Annotated in this window: 25 protein-coding genes; 23 read left to right on the forward strand and 2 right to left on the reverse strand. The window is 34.9% G+C overall.

The annotated features are described in order from the left end of the window. The first annotated feature begins 77 nt into the window (after positions 1–77). Positions 78–2087 carry a tetratricopeptide repeat-containing sensor histidine kinase gene (locus tag BLT46_RS04720; protein WP_176770724.1) on the forward strand — a complete coding sequence of 670 codons (2010 nt, stop codon included), beginning with the start codon at positions 78–80 and terminating at the stop codon, positions 2085–2087. Between the two features lie 93 nt (positions 2088–2180). Here BLT46_RS04720 and BLT46_RS04725 read toward each other — a convergent pair whose 3' ends face one another. Continuing rightward, positions 2181–3659 carry a catalase gene (locus BLT46_RS04725; protein ID WP_090407005.1) on the reverse strand — a complete coding sequence of 493 codons (1479 nt, stop codon included), beginning with the start codon at positions 3657–3659 and terminating at the stop codon, positions 2181–2183. Positions 3660–3951: 292 nt separating this feature from the next. Here BLT46_RS04725 and BLT46_RS04730 point away from each other — a divergent pair, with 292 nt between their 5' ends. The 6 genes from BLT46_RS04730 to BLT46_RS04755 all read left to right on the forward strand — a co-directional run bounded on the left by BLT46_RS04730 (position 3952) and on the right by BLT46_RS04755 (position 8879). Continuing rightward, a complete protein-coding gene (locus tag BLT46_RS04730; RefSeq protein ID WP_090407008.1) occupies positions 3952–4713 on the forward strand; it encodes a GNAT family N-acetyltransferase in 762 nt (253 codons plus the stop codon). A gap of 193 nt (positions 4714–4906) precedes the next feature. Then, the gene (locus BLT46_RS04735; RefSeq protein WP_090407094.1) at positions 4907–5959 is read left to right on the forward strand and encodes a tyrosine-protein phosphatase; all 1053 of its coding nucleotides are present in this window, start codon (positions 4907–4909) and stop codon (positions 5957–5959) included. 81 nt (positions 5960–6040) lie between these two features. Beyond that, complete coding sequence (locus BLT46_RS04740) at positions 6041–6652, forward strand: hypothetical protein (protein WP_090407011.1); 612 nt, start codon at positions 6041–6043, stop codon at positions 6650–6652. 13 nt (positions 6653–6665) lie between these two features. Beyond that, on the forward strand, positions 6666–7349 hold the full coding sequence (locus BLT46_RS04745; protein WP_176770725.1) for a DUF4328 domain-containing protein: 684 nt from the start codon (positions 6666–6668) through the stop codon (positions 7347–7349). Between the two features lie 73 nt (positions 7350–7422). Continuing rightward, positions 7423–8121 (forward strand): hypothetical protein, encoded by a 699-nt coding sequence (locus BLT46_RS04750; RefSeq protein WP_090407016.1) that lies wholly within the window; start codon positions 7423–7425, stop codon positions 8119–8121. A 41-nt stretch (positions 8122–8162) separates the two neighbouring features. Further along, a complete protein-coding gene (locus BLT46_RS04755) occupies positions 8163–8879 on the forward strand; it encodes an SDR family NAD(P)-dependent oxidoreductase (RefSeq protein ID WP_090407019.1) in 717 nt (238 codons plus the stop codon). A gap of 67 nt (positions 8880–8946) precedes the next feature. On the opposite strand, the gene pdxR is transcribed toward BLT46_RS04755, so the two are convergent. Continuing rightward, positions 8947–10428: a MocR-like pyridoxine biosynthesis transcription factor PdxR gene (gene pdxR, locus BLT46_RS04760; protein WP_090407022.1), complete on the reverse strand. Its 1482-nt coding sequence runs from the start codon at positions 10426–10428 to the stop codon at positions 8947–8949. A 243-nt stretch (positions 10429–10671) separates the two neighbouring features. Here pdxR and BLT46_RS04765 point away from each other — a divergent pair, with 243 nt between their 5' ends. The 16 genes from BLT46_RS04765 (at position 10672) to BLT46_RS04840 (ending at position 21753) form a co-directional block, all read left to right on the forward strand. Further along, the gene (locus BLT46_RS04765) at positions 10672–10983 is read left to right on the forward strand and encodes a Bor family protein (protein WP_090407025.1); all 312 of its coding nucleotides are present in this window, start codon (positions 10672–10674) and stop codon (positions 10981–10983) included. 170 nt (positions 10984–11153) lie between these two features. After that, on the forward strand, positions 11154–11762 hold the full coding sequence (locus BLT46_RS04770) for a hypothetical protein (RefSeq protein ID WP_090407028.1): 609 nt from the start codon (positions 11154–11156) through the stop codon (positions 11760–11762). Beyond that, positions 11755–12873 carry an aminotransferase class I/II-fold pyridoxal phosphate-dependent enzyme gene (locus BLT46_RS04775; RefSeq protein WP_245722944.1) on the forward strand — a complete coding sequence of 373 codons (1119 nt, stop codon included), beginning with the start codon at positions 11755–11757 and terminating at the stop codon, positions 12871–12873. Before BLT46_RS04770 ends, BLT46_RS04775 begins: the two co-directional genes overlap by 8 nt. 4 nt (positions 12874–12877) lie before the next feature. Next, complete coding sequence (gene bioD, locus BLT46_RS04780; RefSeq protein WP_090407031.1) at positions 12878–13486, forward strand: dethiobiotin synthase; 609 nt, start codon at positions 12878–12880, stop codon at positions 13484–13486. A gap of 80 nt (positions 13487–13566) precedes the next feature. Continuing rightward, positions 13567–13896, forward strand: a complete 330-nt coding sequence (locus BLT46_RS04785) for a DMT family transporter (RefSeq protein WP_090407034.1) — start codon at positions 13567–13569, stop codon at positions 13894–13896. 257 nt (positions 13897–14153) lie between these two features. Then, entirely contained in the window at positions 14154–15071 is a 918-nt protein-coding gene (locus BLT46_RS04790) for a pirin family protein (RefSeq protein ID WP_090407037.1), read from the forward strand. A 5-nt stretch (positions 15072–15076) separates the two neighbouring features. Further along, on the forward strand, positions 15077–15466 hold the full coding sequence (locus BLT46_RS04795) for an OsmC family protein (protein ID WP_090407040.1): 390 nt from the start codon (positions 15077–15079) through the stop codon (positions 15464–15466). Positions 15467–15478: 12 nt separating this feature from the next. After that, complete coding sequence (locus BLT46_RS04800; RefSeq protein WP_090407043.1) at positions 15479–15766, forward strand: GNAT family N-acetyltransferase; 288 nt, start codon at positions 15479–15481, stop codon at positions 15764–15766. 145 nt (positions 15767–15911) lie between these two features. Beyond that, complete coding sequence (locus tag BLT46_RS04805) at positions 15912–16973, forward strand: hypothetical protein (protein WP_090407046.1); 1062 nt, start codon at positions 15912–15914, stop codon at positions 16971–16973. A gap of 500 nt (positions 16974–17473) precedes the next feature. Next, positions 17474–17926 carry a TraB/GumN family protein gene (locus tag BLT46_RS04810; RefSeq protein WP_143021860.1) on the forward strand — a complete coding sequence of 151 codons (453 nt, stop codon included), beginning with the start codon at positions 17474–17476 and terminating at the stop codon, positions 17924–17926. A 188-nt stretch (positions 17927–18114) separates the two neighbouring features. After that, positions 18115–18711, forward strand: coding sequence for a hypothetical protein (locus BLT46_RS04815; RefSeq protein WP_090407052.1), 597 nt, complete (start codon positions 18115–18117; stop codon positions 18709–18711). Between the two features lie 104 nt (positions 18712–18815). Continuing rightward, a complete protein-coding gene (locus BLT46_RS04820) occupies positions 18816–19313 on the forward strand; it encodes a hypothetical protein (RefSeq protein WP_090407055.1) in 498 nt (165 codons plus the stop codon). A gap of 71 nt (positions 19314–19384) precedes the next feature. Then, positions 19385–19933, forward strand: coding sequence for a HutD family protein (locus tag BLT46_RS04825; RefSeq protein WP_090407058.1), 549 nt, complete (start codon positions 19385–19387; stop codon positions 19931–19933). Between the two features lie 121 nt (positions 19934–20054). Continuing rightward, entirely contained in the window at positions 20055–20483 is a 429-nt protein-coding gene (locus BLT46_RS04830; protein ID WP_090407061.1) for a hypothetical protein, read from the forward strand. 199 nt (positions 20484–20682) lie between these two features. Beyond that, the gene (locus BLT46_RS04835; protein WP_090407064.1) at positions 20683–21132 is read left to right on the forward strand and encodes a DUF7832 domain-containing protein; all 450 of its coding nucleotides are present in this window, start codon (positions 20683–20685) and stop codon (positions 21130–21132) included. Between the two features lie 18 nt (positions 21133–21150). Next, positions 21151–21753, forward strand: coding sequence for a rhomboid family intramembrane serine protease (locus BLT46_RS04840; protein WP_090407067.1), 603 nt, complete (start codon positions 21151–21153; stop codon positions 21751–21753). Positions 21754–21792 lie beyond the last annotated feature (39 nt).

Here is a 21792-nt window from a genome sequence, read left to right on the forward strand (position 1 = left end):
CTTTGCAGAATTTATTATAAAAATATTATTTTATTACTTGTTGTTAATTAATGTTTATTCGAAATATTTCTTTTAGTATGTTTTTGGTATTTGTTGCACTACTCATTGGGGTTAGCTGTACAAAATCGACACCAATACACGATTGGACTAGTAAAGAACAAGAGCACTTTCTTACGGTTTATGATAGTCTGAGTAGGAATAATATGTCTCAACTTCAAAGAGATTCATTAGATAACTTTATTTTACATTTAAAAAATACACCAAACAATAGAAAGTTCTTAGCGACTTATATACAGCAAACAGATGCAGATAAAAAGTTTGTAGATTTATATGCTACATATACAAAAGTAGCAGAAGACACAAAAGGAATTGCAAATAGCTACTATTTATTAGGAGAGTATTTTGATCGTAATTATTTAGTAGACAGTAGCTATTATTATTTTAATCAAGCAAAATACAGTTATAAAAGGTTGCGAGACACAGCAAATCAGCAAAAAATGACCTTTATAATAAGTAGTATTTTAGTAGATAGAGGTGTTTTTTCTGAGGCAGAGCATCAAATACAAAAGGTAATTTCTTTAAATACTTCTACCGTTTCTATTTATGATTTATTTAATCAAGAATATTTGTATGCAAAAATTCTTTTGGGATTAGAACAATATACAGAAGCACTTTTTCGCTTTAAAAAAGCACTCGACTTAAGTAATTCAATAGAATTAAAAGAATATTTTTCAGACAAAGAGTTGTTGTTAAAACGCCTTGATATTTATAATTATCTCTCAATTGCTCATATTAGAAAAACTCAATTTGGTGAAGCAGAACAAATCTTAACTATGGCTCTTAATGAATATAAAGATTTAGAGAAAGAGGAAAGTATAGAGTCATATGTAAATATGATCTACAATTTTGCTGTCGTAAAATTAGCTAAAGGAGAAAATAAATTAGCATTAAGATACATCAAGGAGGCTTTAGATTTAAATGTAAAATATAATTATATTAAGAATAAAATACGAACAGATATTTTGTTGGCTCAATATTATTTTGCTATAAATGAATATTTTACAGCGAATACTATTTTAGAAAGGATTCTACAAAATGCACAAAAGATTGACGATTATGATATTCAAAGAGAAGTGCTTACTGTGTTGTTGCAATATGATACTGAAGATTCTAAAAATAACTTCAGAAAGTATTTAGAGTTAGATAATATAGTAAAAAAGAAGAAATCTATTGTTAGAGATAAATTTGCTCGTTTAAAATATGAAGCGGATAAATTACTTGAGGTCAATGATAAATTACATAATCAGAAAGCTATAATAATTATTATAGCGTTTATGGTAATTTCATTTGTGTTGATTGTTGTAATTGGTTTTTCAATTAAGAATAAAGTAAGAGAAATAGCAACAATAAAAATGTATCAACGAGATACAGAGCGCTATTATAAAACAATAATTGATCATCAGAATGCAGTGGCTAAAGTGCAAGAAGCTGAAAGAAAAATTATAGCAAATGAATTACAAGATGGTGTGTTAAATAAGTTATTTGTAACGCGTTTCTCTCTTATGCAATTAGAAGAGGAAAATATGGAAATAACAAGAGATTTATTGGTAAAAGAAGTGCAAGATGTCGAAAAGTTTATACGCAATAGTTCCTCTGCACTATCTAATGAAAAGAAATTGTTTGCCAACAATTTTAAAGAACTTATTGAGGAAATGGTTTTATTACAAAATCGAAATAAAGCTATTCAGTTTGACATTTTTATAGATCCAAGAATAGAGTTTGAAAACTTCTCACATCGTTATAGAATCAGTATTTATAGAATTATTCAAGAAGCATTAAACAATGTAGAGAAGTATTCTAATGCTAAAAACTGTTATGTTTCATTTAAGTATAAAACGGAAAGTTTAGTTGAAGTAAGTATTGAAGATAATGGTAATGGGTTTGATTTAAATACTACGCGAAGAGGAATGGGATTAAATAATATTGAGGATAGACTAAATATTTTGAATAGTAAATTAGTGTTGACAAGTGTTATTGGAAAAGGAACGACATTACTTTTTTTAATTAAAATAGGAGAAGACAATTGATAAAACAAGATAGTAATAAAATAAGGGTACTCTACAGTTGTAAAGTACCCTTACTCGTTTTAACGCTAATAAAATTAACTTAGGAAATATATATTATGAATTCATGTGTTTATTAACGTCAAAGTTTAATCCTTTTGCAATACCCATTCCAAGTTCCATATCTGCTCTAAACCAGTGGCATAATTGACGACCAATGATTTCATCGCGTTTCGGACCATCAATACCACTCATAGCTGCAACAATATTGTTGATTGTATTTTGTTTTGCTTCTGGAGTCATGATGCGGAATAAATTACCTGGTTGAGAGAAGTGGTCATTTTCACCTTCTGCATTTCTGTCAAAACGATCAGCCATAGTGCTTTGTAATTCTCTCGCTGGCTCTTTATAACTTGGGTCGGCTACAATGTTGTCAAAACTATTTGGGAAATAGTTAGGCTCACTACCACCATTACCATCTACGCGCATATATCCATCTCTTTGGTAATTGTTCGTTGCAAACGGACAACGGTTTACTGGTATCTGCTCATAGTTAGCCCCTAATCTGTAACGTTGTGCGTCTGGATAAGACAAGATACGCCCTTGTAACATTTTATCAGGAGAGAATCCAATACCATCAACAATATGAGTAGGAGCAAAAGCAGCTTGTTCTACATCCTGGAAGTAGTTAGCAGGTATTCTGTTCAATTCCATTACCCCAACATCAATAAGAGGGTAGTCTTTATGAGGCCATACTTTAGTTACGTCAAACGGATTTACCTTAGCATTGTTTGCTTCCTCCATTGTCATCACCTGAATCTTCAAGTTCCATTTAGGGAAGTTACCACTTTCAATATTATCAATTAAGTCGCGTTGAGCATAATCCATATCCGTAGCTCTCATTTGATCAGCCTCAGGACCAGTCAAGTTTTTAATACCTTGTGCTGTTTTAAAGTGAAACTTCACATAAACAATCTCGTTGTCTTTGTTAATCATAGAATACGTGTGGCTACCATACCCATTCATATGTCTATAACCAAACGGAGTACCTCTATCAGACATTAAAATCAACACTTGGTGTAAACTCTCTGGGTTAAGAGACCAGAAATCCCAAACCATTGTAGGTGATTTTAAGTTTGTATGTGGGTGTCTTTTTTGTGTGTGGATAAAGTCAGGGAACTTTTTAGCATCCTTGATAAAGAATACAGGTGTGTTGTTTCCAACTAAATCCCAGTTACCATCTTCGGTGTAGAACTTCACTGCAAACCCACGTGGATCACGCTCAGAGTCAGCAGAACCTTTTTCTCCACCTACTGTTGAGAAGCGAACAAATAAGTCTGTTTTCTTTCCAACTTCGCTAAATACTTTAGCTTTTGTATATTTTGTAATATCGTTTGTAACTGTAAATGTACCAAATGCACCAGCACCTTTTGCGTGTACAATACGCTCTGGAATACGCTCTCTGTTGAAGTGTGCTAACTTCTCGTGTAAAATATAATCTTCTAATAATACTGGACCTCTTGCTCCAGCAGTTAATGAATCTTCGTGATCAGTGTAAGGTCTTCCAGAAGCTGTTGTCAATTTTTTAGTTTCCATAATTAGTTATTTTTTGTTTTTTTCTATACCACAAATATAGGGTGGTAAGGAGTTGATTACCAGTTGTTGTTATATTTTGTATCAATACATGAATAAGTATAATCTATTACTTTTTGTGAATCAATAGAAAAACCATATATAATGTATAACCCTTGTAGAATAAGGGGTCGCTTACTAAATTACAAATAAATATTGGAAATTTCTTTATTATCTAATTAATTGATTGTATTCAATTTAATAACATTATATTTAGTACGTTAAAAATAATATCGCAATTTGCACTGATAATAATATGGAAAATAATCAGCTTACTTTCTTTAGATCATTAGAAACTAATTCCTCAGCCTATACTAATTTAGTGGAGCAAGTGAATGAGCAAAGTGTTTGGCCAAAATATCTACTACAAGACCGCAATAATCTAAAATATTGGGATAAACTTTATGAGGTGTTTCCCCTATATCAATTCTTTCTTTTAGAGGGGAATCGCGTAGTAGGCAGTGGCAATTGTGTTCCTTTATACTTAACCCCAAAAGAAAAGGAGAGTTTGCCTGATGAAGGGTGGGACTGGGCGATAGCTAAAGCCTTTGCTGACTTTGAACAGGAGTTGAAACCCAATGCGCTTTGTGCGTTGCAAATTAGTGTTGATCCTGCTTATCAAGGAAAGGGCGTGAGTAAATACCTGATAGATTATATGAAAGGAATTGCTGTTGAGAACAACTTCTCTGATTTTATTTTACCAATACGACCTACGTTAAAGCACAGGTATCCGTTACAACAAATGGATAGTTATATGCAGTGGATTAACAATAGAGGACTTCCTTATGATGCGTGGATACGCAGTCATGTTAGAAATGGGGCAACTATAGTAAAGGTATGTAACAAAGCGATGGTAGTAGAAGGTACGGTATTAGAATGGGAGGAGTGGACCAACTTGACGTTTCAAACCTCAGGGGAGTATATTCTTCCGTTGGCATTAAATCCGATGAAAATAGATATGGCACTGAATAAGGGAATTTATATAGAGCCAAATGTTTGGATGCGCTATGCATTGTAAAGCGTTATTCAACATTTTAAATACTGTATTGGCGTACTTAAAAAGCGAAATAACTACCGATATAATACACAAGCGAGTTTACAATTTAACTCGCTTTTTTTATGGCCTATTTAGATTAGAATTCTCTAATAACAAAGCAAATACCGGGGCTTTTCCGATTAATATCAGTAAATTTGAAGTAAACCACTCAATTATGTTTAGTAAAAAATATTTAGTTATAGCAGGAGCATTTCTTGCCTTACAAGGATGTTCTTATAAAACAACATACCAACCGATTCAATATTCGACACTTGATAAAGATAATCCAACAGTTGTAAAAGATAGAAAAGGTTATATAGCACATTTTGACAGGGGAGATCAAGTGCTTTTAGGAGATTTAGCTGTTGATTTCCATTCCAAGATGCCAGTTCGTTTGCCCGATACACAACGCAAAGTGTACACTGTTGTTCGCCAAGGTGATACCTTACAGGTGGCTAATCGATTGGTGGACTTCAAAAAGGTGATTAACTTTAGAGATATAGGAGGACTTAAAACGAAGGATGGTAAAATCATTAAGTGGGGGAAAATATACAGAAGTGGTCATTTAAATAAGCTTAAGAAGTCGGAGTTTATCAAGTTTGAGAATCTTGGACTATCTACCGTGATTGACTTGCGTACAGATAAGGAAATAGGCAAGAAACCAGACCATATTCCCTCTCGTATGAAGTACTTTAACTACCAAGCATATGACGATTCTGAAGATATGTTTAGCAAAACACGTAAAGATGTAATTAAAGGACGTGTATCACCAGAAGTATCTAATGAGTTAGTTAAGGAGTTTTACGGTTTATACGCAACGCACGATGTAGAGAAAGTACGTGCTATTTTGAACACAATTCTCGACAATGACAAATCAACCTTGTTTCACTGTTCAGCCGGAAAAGACAGAACAGGTATGGTAGGTGCTATTTTATTGAGTATTTTAAATGTGGACAGAGCGGTGATTATCAATGAGTATTTGTTGTCTAACAATTACAGAGAAAATGACGTTGCTAAGCGAATGAAATTAGCAAAGTTTGGCAAGTTATTTTTTCACAATATCAACTATGAAGTGATAGAGAATTTCTCCTGGATTAAACCAGAGTTTATTCAAGCGATGTTTGATGAGATAGATAAACAATACGGCTCAATGGATAATTATATAGAGAAAGGGTTGAAAATCAGCAAAGAACAACGTGAAGCGTATATTGATAAGTTCACTTATTGAGAATAAGCTTAGTAAAAATATAGCATTCGCTATTGTTAAAAAATACAATTGTATTAATTTAGTCATATAAAAGACGCGAGTATGAAGAAAGTAGTCTTAGCGTTTTGTGCCGTTTTAAGCTTTGTTAGCAGTCAGGCACAAGAAGCAACATTTGGTCAGAAGATAGGAAAGCTAATGGAACTTGCTACGGCAGAACCGACAGATAACACACAGATAAGAGGAATATTAAAAACATTAGCTATTGCCCCAAAAGAGATGCAAGAAGCTGCAATGGACTATAGTATTTACGACAATTTTGAAGGAGATACGTTGTACTACATCCCTTATCGCCAGGCAGATGAACCTCGTTTTTCTGTTGAAAAGCTAAAGCAAAAAGACAAGTTGTTTTACACTATGCAGTTTTTAATTAGCAGTTCATACACTAAGAATCAAAAAGGAGAAGTAAGCTATACAGATCCTGCTTATTTGTACAATGCTACAATTGAAGAGCTAATGCCTTATTGTACAACACCTATGACGTATAAAAACGGCAAAGGGAACAATCTGGAGTCGCCTTTACTAAGTTGTGTTTACACCAATCCAAACAGCAAGAGAAGGCTGATGTATTGGGTGGTTTGTGATGAACCAATTGGAAAAAAAGAAGGAAATAGAATTAAAGAAATCAAAATCCAGAGTATTGAACTTTGGAGGTAAAAAAAGTAAACGAATGCTATCATCAAATGCAATCAGGGGTAAGGTATTGCACTACGCTATATTAACACAAATCACAACAACATTCGCGGCTCTTAACTGCTATCTTATGCAGTTTTGGGTAGTTAAACAATTAGATGCAGGCGTACAGTTTGTCAATAGAGAATTACTGCGCTTAGAGAGTATTACAAATATTGTAGTCGCTTTATCTGCTTTGTCAGGACTGTTTTTATTGGTGATTTTTGTCTTGTGGTTGTACCGTGCGTATGCCAATATGGAGAAATTAGATAGGAATATAGACGCTCCGAGACTGATGCTTATATTCGGATGGATTATTCCGATTTACAATATGATAGTACCTTTCCGTTGGATAGATAAATTGAATTACAGTACGTATTTTCAGTTGAGGAGAATGCAAGTTCAAGGAGGTAAACTGGTTAGTTCTAATTTGTTGTTGTTTGGATGGATTGCAGTGATAATAGCCAGTTTTATTCGCGGTTATATGCAAAAGAGAAGCGTAGATATGGAGTATGATACATTAATGCAATTAGGAATTGCTAAAGAGTTTTGTGTATTGACGGGAATATTGGTGATGAGCTATTTTATAAGTAATTACAGAAAATTAGAGCATAAATTATATACAGCAAGTCTTGAAGAACCACAAGATAAAGACGGGTCTATTGCTGAGGTAATCGAGTAAGCTTAGGTGCATTGCTCATTGACAAAAAGAGCGTCAATAACGGATTAAAAAGAACTATTTTACTTGGTGCTATATGGCAGGAAAACAAGCTTTTATTCAAACGATTCACAAAATAGGCGAACCCTATCTTGCGCAAGGGTATATTTCAACTCAAAAGGGGCAAGTGCTTAAGGGCAACGCTATGTCAGGTACATTTGAATATCAGATTAAGTTTCAACCCATTGAGAGTAATCCCAAAGAATACACCACTTTATCGTGTACAATTGTCATTCTTTCAGAACAATTGCGCGAGTGGCGTTTTAAGAAATACCGCAGTAAAGATATTGCTACTTCAACCGTGTTTATTGCCAATTTAAAAGAGATTATTCCTGTTCAACCTAAGTTGTTTACGTGGGAAATAAAGGACAAGAAGCAAGAGGAGTTTGCGTTGTCTATCACCACTTTTTTAGAAGAATACGTCAATCCTATTTTCTCACTATTTGAAGATACACAAGATGTTGTCAACCACGTTATAGACAATGGTTGGCGTTTAAACGAATATATGTCGTCTGGCGATTTTGTTTTTCCAATCGACTTTATGTGTTGTTTTGCCAGTAAAAGTGAAGTACAGCGCGCCTTTAACAATTACGTTAAGAGAGAAGGACTATCTTCGCAAGTGAAGCGTGTTTACAAAGAGATGAGTTCCCCTAAATACAAAGGGTTTATCGAGAGTAATTCCGCCAACGATAAAGTATTTCAATTAGCTTATTTAAACGGTATTCAACTCGTTTAGACAAAGCAACTTGATGCGATTTTTTTTTAAACGGTCAACCTATGAAAAACAAGAGTTATTTAATATATGGAGTTAGCAAAGGCTTAGGTCGCGCTATTGCCCACGGCTTGCCAAAAGACAACGACATTGTGTACGGTGTTTCAAGAAGTAAACCAGCAGATGCAAAAGACAATTTAGTGTGGGTTCCCGCTGATTTGAGTCAACCCGAAACAGCTGTTAAAGCGGTCGCTGAGGTGTTACAAGAAAAGCAGTTAGACTACCTTATTTACAATGTAGGAGTATGGGAACAGATGGCATTTACAGCCGAATTTGACGTAGAGCAATGCAGTGATGCGGAGTTAATCAACCTTGTTCAAACCAATGTAACCTCGTGTATCTTGGCATTGAAAGCATTTGTCAAGAACCTACGCTTATCGTCAAATGCTAAAATAGTATTGATTGGTTCCACTTGGGGCTTAGACAATCACAACGGAAAAGAAGTAGCCTTTTCAGCATCTAAGTTTGCTTTGAGGGGAATTGTACATTCAATGCGTGAAACCTTGCGTCAAGACAACATTGGTATTACCGTTTTAAACTTAGGGTACTTAGCAACGGAGTATGATTATACCGTTGATTCCGATATAATTGTAGAAGAAAACCAAGCAAGTTTAATTCCTTTAAGCGATGTCTTACAAGCGATAAAGTTCGTTTTAAGTACATCTAAAGCAAGTTGCGTAAAAGAAATCAATATGCCTGCTATGCAGGATATGAACATATAAAAACAAAGCCTAAAGAATATTTAGGCTTTGTTATACTAATCTATTTTTGTTATCTCTGATGAAAGTGCTACTCATTCATCACGCGATACAGTATATCCAAACATTGTGCCATTTCTTCCTTCGTTAAATGTCCAAAGCCAAGTCGCATAGCAGTTAATTCGCGATTTTGATACAAGAGTGTTTTTGGAATAAGCAGGTTGTTTTGCAAGCACTTTTTACTCAATTGCAATAGATTTAAAGGCTTTTGCCATTCTGTCCACACAGCTAATCCCCCAGAGGGAATATCAAATTGCACATCCTCTCCAAAATATTGATGTAATAAGTCGCAAAAAGTGTCGCGTCTTTCCTTGTAAATTTTTATAGATTTTTTGAGAGAACGAAATATTTCTCCTTCTTCAATCAGTTCCCCTAATACCTGTTCCATTAAAATATCCCCTTGTCGGTCTATTAGTCGCAAGTGTTTTTGCATTTCTACCAACACACTTTCTGGGGCAACAATAAACCCCGTTTGAAAACTTGGAGCCAATGATTTACCAAACGAACCAATATAAACGACCATTCCATTTGTGTCTACACTTGCCAGTGGTAATACCGGACTCTTATCATAGTGGAAGTCATAATCATAATCGTCTTCTAAAATGATAAAACCGTATTTATTAGCCAATTGCAATAGCTGTACACGTCTTTGGGCACTCAAAGTAACCGTAGTAGGGTAATGGTGGTGTGGTGTTAAATATAACATTCGTATTTTGTGTTTCTTACACATATTTTCCACCGCATTAGCATCAATACCCTCTTTATCAATTGGCACAGTCAGTATTTTTGCTCCCGCCTTTTGAAAAGTCATATTGCTTGAAAAGTAGCTCAAATTAGCCACAATAACATTGTCGCCTTGATTTAAAAGTACCTCACAAGCCACGTAAATACTCATTTCAGTACTTCGCGTAATCAATATATTATCCTTGCTTACGTGTAGTCCACGCGACAAATTCAAGTAGTTAGCCATACTTTTTTTAAACGCGTCATTGCCCTCATAATTAGCGTGTCTCAACTTTTTTTGGTTGCTTTTTCGCTTTAAATTGGCGCTGTAATACGACGATAACTGTTCAATTTGAATAATGCGCGTATCAGGTAACCCATCGTTAAAAAGAAAGTCGCTATGGCTATGTTCATACGGAGTATCCAGTAAATTACTCTTGTTAAAATCATAGCCAGGAGAAGAGGGGTAAGTCTGTAAATAACTCGCCTCATCATCAGTAAATCGCATCGGTTTGTCTGCTTCTTTTTCAATGATAAAGGTACCCTTATTCGGCTTCGTTTCTACCCAACCCTGTGCTGTTAGTTCATCGTAAACCGCTACAATTGTATTGCGGTTAACCGACAGTAATTCAGCCAATAATCTCGAACCAGGAAGTTTAGTTCCCTTTGGCAAAAAATCGCGTTGAATAGCATTGCTAAACTGGTTGGCAATCTGCATATAAATAGGCGTGCTTGAATTGCGGTCTATTTGAATAAAGCTCTGATAAGGAATTTTAACTGGACTACTCATAGTGTAAATTATAAGCAATTAAATATTCCGGCAATTTACACTTTTTATGCTTTAAACAAGGTTAAGCAAAGTATATTTTTTAGGTAGTTAGTATCCTTGTTTTAAGAGGCTTTTTACCTTGTAAAATCCGAATTTCAAAAGATAGAGTTGCTTCTTAACTAAAAAAGAGTTTAAATAATATTTATTAGTTTAATGTAATTTTTTTATTATGTTTGCGATTAACAAAATTTAACAAAATATAAAATGAAAAAAACTACTAAATTTTTAGCCTTAGCTTTATTAGCTGTATCAATGACATCTTGTTATACTGGAAGAGTAGCTGTTGGAAGTACAGATATTAATGACCCAGTTTATAAAGTGAACACTGTAAAAAATCATGCTTTAATTGCAGGATTAGTTCCTTTAAATGATGGACATAAAGCTAGTCAATTTGTAAAAGAGAATCCTAATTATATTGTTAAACATCAGATGAGCTTTGTTGATGGATTATTAGGTTTCATTACTTTTGGAATTTACACTCCAACTACAACTACATTTTATTTGCCTGCTAAATAATTAATTATTAGCCGAATTTAAAAGTACACTTAAGAGTCTTTTCTTTTTGAAAAGGCTCTTTTTTTATAGAGAGGGTTTACCTTTCCCTCACTGGTCCGTTGTTAATCTTAGAACCGGACTATATTGTTCGTTTTGATGCATAGTACTTTTGGCATCAAAATAAACGACAAATGCAAAATATCTTAAACCAAATAGTACAGGAACCTGTGTTACACGGAAAGTGGTTAAACACACTATCTTATTTAGAAAACGTAGGGGCTCGTAAAATCTCTGCTTGTGAAGACAGCAACAGCGTGAATCTTATTCAGTTAAAACACGCGGCAGAGGAACATCGCCACGCTTTTTACTTAAAAAAGCAAATTAGCAAAGCGGTAGCAGACGGATTTACAACGTATGCAGACGAGTGGTTATTGGCGCCATCTCAAACCAGAAGATACCTGAATTTATTGGATTTACACACCTCTCGTTACTTGAGAAACGAACTGCAGTTAGCGGGGCGTAACCTAATTGATATCGCTTATTTGTACGTTACTTACGCTATTGAAGTAAGAGCCGACTACCTGTATCCGGTATATCAAGAAGTTTTGACAAACCACAAAAGCAAGGTAATGGTGAAGTCAATCATCGTAGAAGAAGAAGGACATTTAGAAGAGATGATTGAACAATTAGAAGCTTTTTCTCCAGATTGGGAAGTACACGCTAAGAAGATTTTAGAGATAGAAGACCGACTGTACAATCAGTGGATTAATCAAGTAGCAACAGAAATAAACCGTGGATAGTCCGCTCGCTATTCGCTCTTTAGCAGAATTGACCACTCGACGAGAACAAGGTAATCTGCGACAGCTGAAGCAGCGCAAAGAGGGAATAGACTTTTATTCCAACGATTACTTGGGATTGGCCAGAAATGAAGCGTTTTTACAACAAATACAACAAGCAGTTTTAGCAGAAAGCAACTTGTTAAGTGGCGCAACAGGTTCCCGATTAATCAGCGGAAACTCGCCTTGTTTTGTTGCTGTTGAACACCAATTAGCACAACATCACCAAGTAGAAAGTGCCCTGTTATTTCCCTCTGGTTACAACGCCAATGCAACCTTATTGTCCACTTTTGCCAAAAAAGGAGATACCATTATCGTTGATGAGTTGAGTCATCGGTCTATCATAGACGGTTGTCGATTGAGCTTTGCCGACAAAAGACGGTTTAAACACAACAACTTAGCCGACTTAGAAAAGAAGCTGCAAATAGGCAAAGGCAATGTGTTTGTCTATGTTGAAAGCCTGTATTCAATGGATGGCGACTTTGCACCGCTGCAAGAAATATGGGCGTTAACCCAACAATACAAAGCCCATTTAATCGTAGATGAAGCCCATACCTTTGGCGTGTTTGGCTTGGGATTAGTACATCGCGCTAATTTGCAAAATAAAGTATTTGCCACCGTGGTTACTTATGGCAAGGCTATGGGGCAACACGGTGCTTGTGTGTTAGCTAAACAATGGGTGAAGGACTATTTAATCAACTTCAGTTCGTCTTTTATATACAGCACTGGATTGCCTGATTTGTTTGCTAAAAGCTTGGCTATTGGGTATGAATTTATCCTTAAAAACAAGGACTTACAACAGACGTTACAGCACAATATCACCTTGTTTAGAAGCAGTGTTCAATCTACTTTATCCGATGCGAGTAGTCCGATACAAGTAGTTCTTTTTAACGATAATCAACAGCTCAAAACCTTTGTGAGTCAATTAGAACAACAAGGTATCAACGCCTTTGCCGTGATGAGTCCGACTGTAGCCCAAGGACAAGAGCGCATTCGCCTTTGTATCCACAGTTTTAACACCCCAAGTGACATAGAACAACTTGTATGTGCATTGCAACAAGTAAACAAAAAATAGAGAAATGAAACAACAATTATTTATAACCGGAATAGGAACAGAAATCGGAAAAACAGTAGTAAGTGCTGCCTTTGTACAGCGATTTCAAGCTGATTATTGGAAACCCGTACAATCAGGAGATTTACACTTAACCGACACAGAAAAAGTAAGTAAGTTAGTAGATTCGCATTTAGTGGCACATCCAGAGAGTTACCGATTTGAATTAGCAGCCTCACCCCATAAGTCGGCCAGAAAAGAAGGAGTAACGATTGAAGACAGTAAGATTAAACTCCCTCAAACAGCAAATAACCTAATCGTAGAAGGAGCAGGAGGATTATATGTTCCAATGGCAAAAGGGTACTATATGATTGACTTGATTGAACGATTAGCCTTGCCCACAGTACTTGTAGTACGCAATTATTTAGGCTGTATTAACCACGCTATTTTGTCGATAGAAGCCTTAAAAGTGCGACATATTCCAATAGCGTATTTGGTGTTAAACGGCGAGTTTGATTCAGATACCTATGATGCTATAGTAGAAAATATAGACAGTACAACCCAAATAGTTTGTTTGCCCGAATTAACAGAAGTGAATGCCAAAGCGATTAAAAAAATTAGTCAGTATATTAAGTAGATAGCAAAAAAAAGTACTTCAAAGTATTCAAAATTGAGATATATTATTGAAATTTGCAGTCTAACTTTTTAAAGAATAAAATGAACTGGATTATTTTAATCATTGGAGGGCTATTTGAAGTAGCGTTTACTTTTTGCTTAGGAAAAGCAAAAGATTCGGTAGGAACAGAGGCATTAGGATGGTATGCTGGTTTTTTAATCGCGTTAGTTTGTAGTATGGCAGCATTGATTAAAGCAGTACAATCACTTCCGTTAGGAACAGCTTATGCTGTTTGGACAGGGATTGGAGCAGTTGGAACAGTGTTAGTAGGAATCTTTGTATTTAAAGACCCAGCTACATTTTGGCGAATCTTTTTTATTGCTACGTTGATTTGTTCAATCATTGGATTGAAGTTCGTAGCAGCATCATAAGTGTTGAAACTTCCCTTTTTAAAGAAAGGTAAACTTATATTAGAAGTATAATTAAAGGCATAACGAGGCAACTTGTTATGCCTTTTTTTATGTTATTTTTTAATTTAAACCGAATGTTGTAACTTACAAATAGCTTAAGCGTAGATAGGGCACTTTGCACGAATAACTTAACCTATGTTAAGCTGTATTATTAGAAGGATGAGTAACTTTACACTTGTAGAAATAAGGGAATCATCAACTTTAAAAACGAAAGCGATATGTCAAATATAAGTTTAGTGATAGAAGAACGTGCGGCAAGTATTGGAAACTTTCTTGTGGGTAGGTTATTGCCGTTTAGACAAAAGCGAATGGTAGGACCTTTTGCGTTTATTGACCATATGGGACCAATAGGTGTGGCCGAACACGATAATTTGGATGTTGACCCACATCCACATATAGGCTTATCCACGCTGACTTACTTGTTTGAAGGAGAGATTATGCACCGCGATAGCCTTGGTAGTGTAGAACGCATTACACCCGGTGCGGTGAATTGGATGACAGCAGGGAAAGGAGTGGTGCACTCTGAGCGTATGCCAGAGGATATTAGAATAAATAAACCAGATACTATATTACACGGATTACAAATATGGATTGCGTTGCCTAAGGAATTAGAGCAAACAGACCCTTCTTTTGTACACATAGCAGCAGATAAGTTGCCAAGTTGGGAAGAAAATGGGGTTTCGTATAAGCTAATTGCCGGAGAAGCATTAGGACGCAAATCGGCAGTACCCGTTTACAGTCCGCTTTACTTCATTGAAATCAAGAGTAAAGAGCGCGCAAAAGTAAATATTGGAGCCGGACTTTTTGGTGAGGCGGCAATGTATATTTTAGAAGGGGGAGTGCACAGTGATACAAATTACTATGAGCCAAAGCAGATTTTGATAGCACAAGACAGTACACTATGTGAGTTTGAAATGGAAGCCAATACAACAGTGTATATTTTTGGAGGAGAGCCAATGGCAGAAGAAAGGTTCTTGTTGTGGAATTTCTTATCCCACGATGGAGAGCGTTTACAACAAGCTAAAGAAGATTGGATTAACCAAAACCACGAGGTATTCCCATTAATTCCTGGAGATGATAAAAGTTATGTACCGTTTCCGGAACCGATGAAAGGATTAAAAACAAAATTAAAATAAGAACTATGGAAGTGAATGTTAAAGCAAGATTAGGTAAAGAATTGTATTACACAGAAGTTACCGCAGGAAATAATACATTAATTACAGACGAACCAACAAGTTTAGGAGGGGGAGATAAAGGGTTTAATCCTTTTGAAATATTAGCTACCTCATTGGCAAGTTGTACTGCGGCTACTTTAAAAATGTATATGGACAGAAAGCAGTGGGTTGTAGATGAGATTGTAGTTGATGTAGAGGTAATTAGAGAAACAGAGCGCACTGTGTTCAATAGAAAAGTATCGTTTGTAGGAGGAAATCTAACAGAAGACGAAAACAAACGCTTGAAAATTATAGCAGATAAATGTCCTGTTCACAAGGCATTAATGGGAGATGTAGTTGTTAATACAGAATTTTAATAGAACATAATTATGGTGGTAAAACATACAGCATACGGCAGTAAAGGTGTATTTACGGCTATGAAAGACGGAAAAAAAGCAGGAGAAATGACGTATTCTATGGCAGGAACAGGCAAGATGATTGTAGACCATACCGAAGTAGATGAAGCGTTTAAAGGAATGGGAGTTGGTAAGCAATTGTTAGTAGAAGGGGTGGTAGCTTATGCCCGTGAAAACAAGATTAAGGTATTGCCATTATGTCCGTTTGCCTCAGCAGCATTTAAAAAGATGAGTGCCGAAATAGGAGATGTGTTGGCTTAACCAATAGATTAGTAAATCGCAGGTTTGTAAAATAGTGTTAATGCTAAAAAAAACGGCTTTAAAATAATAATAAACACTTGCGCTATTGCCTGTAAACCATTTTGTTTTTCCTACCTTTGTCGCGAATTAAAACTATTAATTTTATATGAACGAGAAAACGCCTTTTGGTTTAATAACCACAATAGAAGTACCTTTCGCATTAAGTGCAAAAGGAAGCTGTTGGAGTAAAGAAGGATTGTTAGTAGCTAATTATGTTTACACAGAAGAAGGGGCTGAAAGTCCGTATGACTTAGTGTACACGATTATTAGTGAGGAAGGAGATTTAAAAGATAGTAAGGAAGATAAAGGAGTTCTACCAACTTTATTTTTAAGTCCGTCTAATGAAAACTACGCATCAGTAGTATCATTAGAAGATGAAAGTGAGCAGACTATTTCATTCCCTATTTTCAATAAAGAGAGCAAAGGATTAAAAGGAAGTAAGTCTTTCAATGGTAGATTTGTAGGGTGTACAGCAAATCACTCTCTATTCTATGACGTAGATATTTGGAGCGATAAACAAGCAGATACAATGATTGTTTTAGCATACGAGAATAACGTTTTAGTATCAGAGAAAAAAGTAGCTATTCCCTTTCCAAAAGACAACAAGATATGCGTTGTTAATGGAGAAATTCACTTGATTACAGAAGTAGAAGAAGGGTGGTTACACCGTCAGATAGATGAAAATGGAGTTGAATTAAGACGCAGAGTGTTAGAGTTTGACTTTCCATTTGTACACGAGGCATTAAACTTATCGTTTGACAAGAACTCATACTTGTTATGTGAGGAAAACGGGGAGATTGGTATCGTAGAGATTGACAGCGAAGGAGAAGGTATGTACGGTGATTTGTACAATATCGGTGATGAGTTCTTTGGAACTTGGCATCCACAACGCATCAATGAGAATACGAATGCGGTTCAGTTTACAACGGAATTCGGTAACGGATGGTTAGTAATCAAAAATGATGACTTGGTAGAATTGTTCTACAACAAAAACAAAAAAGGGTATCAAAACCTATTGACAAAAGAGGTATTGACAATTGACAATAACGATTTAGTATTGTCAGGAATCAGTCCGATTGCAGAAGATAAGTTCGGTATTGTATTTTACCCACGTAAACAAAGAAAAGAGGCTTATAACAAGTTATTTGTGTTGCAACACCAGATATAATTGTAAAAGCGATTCAATATTAAAAAGACAGGTTATGTATATAGCCTGTCTTTTTTTATGCCCTTTAGGGAGTAGGTTGTTGGGATACAACAGTATAGCTCTATTTTTAATTAAGCAAAGATTAGGTTTTAAAGCCCTGTCATTGCTGGCTTGTGTGCAACAAGTACCACACAAGTACCACATTAGTACCACACACCTTCGAGAAAATGGCTGTTTTTCCGAGGATATGTGGTACTTGTGTGGGAGATGTGTCGAACAAGGTCCGTTTAAAACTACACTTTGGTATGTATATTATTGCAATCTCAATTCGATGCTTTATATTTTAAATCTTCGCATATTCTCTTTTTGATAGAAAGGGAATGTTGGTACTTAGTTTTTAACTCTTGTTTCTAATCTAAATCTGCTTGTTATTAGACACTTTGCAGAAGTATATGTTTATAGACTAAACGGGAGATAAACTCGTTTATAAATCATAATCAAACACAACAAGTATGAAAAATATGTACACGTGGTTCATCACAGTATTTCTATATTGTGTGATAGCCAATGCACAAGCCTTACCCACACCAGAGTTGATAACTAACATTAGTAATAGAGTTCCTTTAGAAACGAGGGTATTGGCATTAGGAGATCCCACACATCAAGAATCAACAATAACAAAATATCGCATCGCTTTAATCAAACAGTTAGTTTTAGAAGAAGGTTATAAGATTATTGCCCTGGAGGGAAATTTATATGAATTATATAGTGCCTATCAAGCATTTTTAAGTACAGAAGATGTCTCCCTTTATGATAGGGCTATGTATTCACAACTTAATGCTACAGAGATGGATGAGTTGTATTATTTTGTACAACAACAAAATGAACAAGGAAATAAAGTAAAATTAGTAGGATTTGATGGCGCATTATCTGGAACAACACTATCACATTGCATAGAAAGGAAGCGTTACTAACGCGATTATTGTGTAAAATATTCTTTTCATAGTTGAGGTTTAGTTTGGCTAAAATAGTGTTTGTCAGACTGTAATTAAAATAAAGAAGACTGAATTGTAGAAAAACGATACCCAATCGGATATTATAACATTAAATATTGTGTGTAAGAGTTAAAATAGAATAAATTAGCCCTTTGAAATTTAGGAAAATGACAGAAAGAGAGGCTTTTTTAAAAGCGAGTTACCATAAAATTAAAGAGGCGTTTCAACGTGTTGATAGCGAGGAACGTCAAGATGTATATGCATTGTCTTTTTGGTTTTATAACGAAGATGACGATGCCCGTTATCCAATAATAAATGTAAGTTTTAATACAACATCCCATTTCAAGGAACAAGTAGATTTTGCATCAAGTGAAGCCGAGGCAAAGTGGAATTACGCCTATTGGTTGCAAGATGAGTTGTTAGAAATAGGAGGAAGTGAAGATGAGTCGTTGCGCAGGTGGTTAAGTTCAACTCCTTATTACTTTAGTGATGAAGACGATGAAGCAGCAGCAGATGACGATTTGTTATTTGACCAATTGTTAGTAAAAGGGAAACACTTAGAAACAGTGTTTATAGAAGGCATTAAAGAGTTGGTTCTTTCATTACACAATGATGGGGTGATAAAAACTTTTTTTGGTAGGAAAATACCCGTTATACTACACGAATTAGAGTATTATGACAAGCCAATAAGTTGGACAAAAGAAGTAAATGAATCGTACTTGATAGAAGAATTTATCACGGTTTACAACAATGGAGGGTTATAAAAACCACAAACCATAAGATTTATTGACAAAATGTGATATTAATATTACAAGCATTAACAATAATTTTATAATTTTTAAGTTATATAGCTATATAACAATATAATATGAAGAAGAGAATAATATTGTTTAGTTTGATTTTGAGTAGTTTACTAATCGGATGTGATACTACAAAAAAGAAATCGGACAAGCAAATAGAAGAAACGGGGATTGAAGCGTTAGAAACAGAAACAGATATATCTTATATTAAAGCAAATAGGTATTTTGTAAATAACACGTTAGAGAATAAGCAAGTTGAGTATTTAAAGCTAACGTGTCAAAAGGATTTTGATAAGTACTTCGGACCATCACCTGTTATGGGGAAGAATGGAGAGCCTACAAAAATAGACTTTAAAAAGTCGTTTGTACTTGCGATAGTAGGACAAGTAACAGATAAGGAAACAACATTTGAAGTAACGTCTTTAAAAGAAAAGCAGAATACAATTGAATTGAAATATCGTATTAAACAAGATGTAGTATCCCGGGATTATGCAATTCATCCTTTTGAAATGATTGTAGTGGATAATATTTATGATAAAGATATTCACTTTAAAATAGAAGACTAAACAGCGTTTTTAGTATATTTATTAAGCCTTTAAAGCATTTGTTTTAAAGGCTTTTTTGTAAAACATAGCTTATGAAGGTTAGAATTATTGAACGGATACAAGTAAAACCAAGTATTTGGTCAGGAGGAAAAACGTATGAATATTGTATTTATCCGCCTGAGGGAAGTTATAGTGATAGACAATTTGTACTTCGCATAAGTAGTGCTACAATTGAATCAGTACCCTCTACGTTTACAAAATTTGAAGGTTTCCGTCGTTATTTAGTGATGTTAGATAATACATTGCAAATCAATCATAACAAAGAAGATAAAGAGTACAAACAAGATTCTATGTTTGTCTTTAATTCTTCAGATGATATTACCTCCTTCTCTCAAGGAACAGATTTTAATTTGATGCTGGCTCATAGTATCCAAGATGAGGTAGTAGAATTGCGAGTATTTCCCTTTATGACAAAGTGTAATTTTGTATTTGTCTTTGCCTTGAAAGCGATGGATATCCGCGTTAATAAAGAGATTTTTAAAGTAGAACAAGGCGATTGTGTTGTGGTCGAAAATCCTAATGAAGTATTATTAGATATTGAAATGGGTAATAGATCTATTGTTGGATATTTAAACTTATAAAGAAGAAGTAACAAGTTGCTTAACACAAAGGTAATATATTGGAAATAGTTTAGTAAACTACAAAAGAGGGAATTAGAGGTTAATTTGCGTATTTTGGTGTATATGTAAAAAACGTCAATTTATGGAAGTCTCTTATCTTATTGTTCCTTTAGTAAAAGGAAGTGAAAATGCTTTTAATCAAGAGTTAACCAAATTGTTTCCTTTTGGAAAGATGAAAGTTCTCGATGTACATGATCAGTTGCTCTTGACACTTTATTTTGATATTGATAATTTGTTAGATTTAGGTGTTTGCAGTGAAGAACAATTGCTTCAAACAGAAGAGATAATCCACAGTTTTAGTCGAAAACACCCTTACTTAAAGCTGTTGTACTTACATATTACAGGCGGTAGTGTTTGTTTTTATGAAGGCTATTTGTTGAAAAATAGAAATAAGGTGATGGAGAAGAGTGGCTTAGATAGTTCATATTTACCCTTGATACAAGCGTTAGTACCTGTGTATGAAGAGCGAACATTTGAGCCTTTTTTAAGTGCTTTTGTTAATGAGAGTTAAGATTACTATTATATGAGCAGAAATTACTCGACGTAGTTTCTGCTTTTTTTGTGGTTATAATTGGCGCTACAACGCCTTTGTTTAAGGGGGTATAGCATTAACATAAATGTTTTTATTTAGTGTTTTTTGGCATTAGAATTATTTTTTATTCTGTTTATTTGTTTTTTTATCTATTTTTATAAAAAATAATATACAAAAGATGAATAAATACGATGATTATGCTTGGCATTATGAGGGAGACTTTCCAGTAGATTTGGCACACGAGCAAGGGGCTACGCATATAGGTTTTTTCTTCTCGTGGTGTTTGTCAAAGGATCTTGTAGATCCGTCTGTTATTAATGAGTTTGCGGAAGATATTAATGCCGTTAAGAAAAAGAGGTATTCGGGAACTGAGTTTTTGTTAGATCACTATCAAGGAAGGTTGTTATCAACGCAATTAACAGAAGAAGGAAATGCTTTTGTAAAAGATTACTACGATGAAGATAGTCGATTTTCAAAGGATGTAGCCAATTATTTTGACGATTATATTCAAGCCCATCATATCGCTCATCCAGATCAATTTTATCACGTCAAAGATACGTGGGAAAATTATTACGAAATAAAAGAGATCATAAATCACCGTTACGAGCAATGGAAGAGTTTGGTGTGATGTTAATCTTTAATAATTATGGAAACGAAAAGACATATAAATAAACAAGCTATTGTAGTACCACTTGTATTAGTTGGGGTAATGTGGCTTGTTTTTATATTACAACAAATAGGTGTGTTTCAACAATGTTATGGGGTAATTCCATGGAAACTGCAAGGGTTAAAGGGGATTGTTTTATCACCTTTATTTCACGGAAGTTGGGATCACTTGATTAGCAATACGGTTCCCTTTCTTTTTTTGAGTTTCTTAACTATACAGTTTTACAATAAAATAGCCTATAAAGTGTTTGTCATAGGCTGGCTAATAGCAGGCTTGGGTGTGTGGATATTTCCAGACATTGACAGTTTAAGTACAGGAGTTCGATCGTGTCATATAGGAGCCAGTGGCGTTATTTATATGTTGCTGTGTTTTCTGTTTATAAGTGGCATATTAAGCAAGAAGTTTTTACTGTTATTGTTGTCTTTAGGAATAGGAGTGCTTTATTGGGGATTGATATACGGAGTTTTTCCAAACGAACAATTAGGCAGTAATGTCTCTTGGCAAGGGCATTTAATGGGGAGTTTAGCAGGAGGATACTTAGCTTGGCAATTTAACAAACACAATTTTAGAAGAGCGAGATAAATTGCAAAGAAGTGCGCCACTGTTAGGATAGGTAACTTA

The organism is Myroides phaeus, from assembly GCF_900099675.1.
GTDB classification, from domain to species: Bacteria; Bacteroidota; Bacteroidia; order Flavobacteriales; family Flavobacteriaceae; genus Flavobacterium; species Flavobacterium phaeum.

Coding starts and splice junctions, on each gene's coding strand:
- BLT46_RS04720 (WP_176770724.1), top strand. CDS start 78: ATGTTTTTGGTATTTGTTGCACTACTCATTGGGGTTAGCTGTACAAAA.
- BLT46_RS04725 (WP_090407005.1), bottom strand. CDS start 3,659: ATGGAAACTAAAAAATTGACAACAGCTTCTGGAAGACCTTACACTGAT.
- BLT46_RS04730 (WP_090407008.1), top strand. CDS start 3,952: ATGGAAAATAATCAGCTTACTTTCTTTAGATCATTAGAAACTAATTCC.
- BLT46_RS04735 (WP_090407094.1), top strand. CDS start 4,907: ATGTTTAGTAAAAAATATTTAGTTATAGCAGGAGCATTTCTTGCCTTA.
- BLT46_RS04740 (WP_090407011.1), top strand. CDS start 6,041: ATGAAGAAAGTAGTCTTAGCGTTTTGTGCCGTTTTAAGCTTTGTTAGC.
- BLT46_RS04745 (WP_176770725.1), top strand. CDS start 6,666: ATGCTATCATCAAATGCAATCAGGGGTAAGGTATTGCACTACGCTATA.
- BLT46_RS04750 (WP_090407016.1), top strand. CDS start 7,423: ATGGCAGGAAAACAAGCTTTTATTCAAACGATTCACAAAATAGGCGAA.
- BLT46_RS04755 (WP_090407019.1), top strand. CDS start 8,163: ATGAAAAACAAGAGTTATTTAATATATGGAGTTAGCAAAGGCTTAGGT.
- pdxR (WP_090407022.1), bottom strand. CDS start 10,428: ATGAGTAGTCCAGTTAAAATTCCTTATCAGAGCTTTATTCAAATAGAC.
- BLT46_RS04765 (WP_090407025.1), top strand. CDS start 10,672: ATGAAAAAAACTACTAAATTTTTAGCCTTAGCTTTATTAGCTGTATCA.
- BLT46_RS04770 (WP_090407028.1), top strand. CDS start 11,154: ATGCAAAATATCTTAAACCAAATAGTACAGGAACCTGTGTTACACGGA.
- bioD (WP_090407031.1), top strand. CDS start 12,878: ATGAAACAACAATTATTTATAACCGGAATAGGAACAGAAATCGGAAAA.
- BLT46_RS04785 (WP_090407034.1), top strand. CDS start 13,567: ATGAACTGGATTATTTTAATCATTGGAGGGCTATTTGAAGTAGCGTTT.
- BLT46_RS04790 (WP_090407037.1), top strand. CDS start 14,154: ATGTCAAATATAAGTTTAGTGATAGAAGAACGTGCGGCAAGTATTGGA.
- BLT46_RS04795 (WP_090407040.1), top strand. CDS start 15,077: ATGGAAGTGAATGTTAAAGCAAGATTAGGTAAAGAATTGTATTACACA.
- BLT46_RS04800 (WP_090407043.1), top strand. CDS start 15,479: ATGGTGGTAAAACATACAGCATACGGCAGTAAAGGTGTATTTACGGCT.
- BLT46_RS04805 (WP_090407046.1), top strand. CDS start 15,912: ATGAACGAGAAAACGCCTTTTGGTTTAATAACCACAATAGAAGTACCT.
- BLT46_RS04810 (WP_143021860.1), top strand. CDS start 17,474: ATGTACACGTGGTTCATCACAGTATTTCTATATTGTGTGATAGCCAAT.
- BLT46_RS04815 (WP_090407052.1), top strand. CDS start 18,115: ATGACAGAAAGAGAGGCTTTTTTAAAAGCGAGTTACCATAAAATTAAA.
- BLT46_RS04820 (WP_090407055.1), top strand. CDS start 18,816: ATGAAGAAGAGAATAATATTGTTTAGTTTGATTTTGAGTAGTTTACTA.
- BLT46_RS04825 (WP_090407058.1), top strand. CDS start 19,385: ATGAAGGTTAGAATTATTGAACGGATACAAGTAAAACCAAGTATTTGG.
- BLT46_RS04830 (WP_090407061.1), top strand. CDS start 20,055: ATGGAAGTCTCTTATCTTATTGTTCCTTTAGTAAAAGGAAGTGAAAAT.
- BLT46_RS04835 (WP_090407064.1), top strand. CDS start 20,683: ATGAATAAATACGATGATTATGCTTGGCATTATGAGGGAGACTTTCCA.
- BLT46_RS04840 (WP_090407067.1), top strand. CDS start 21,151: ATGGAAACGAAAAGACATATAAATAAACAAGCTATTGTAGTACCACTT.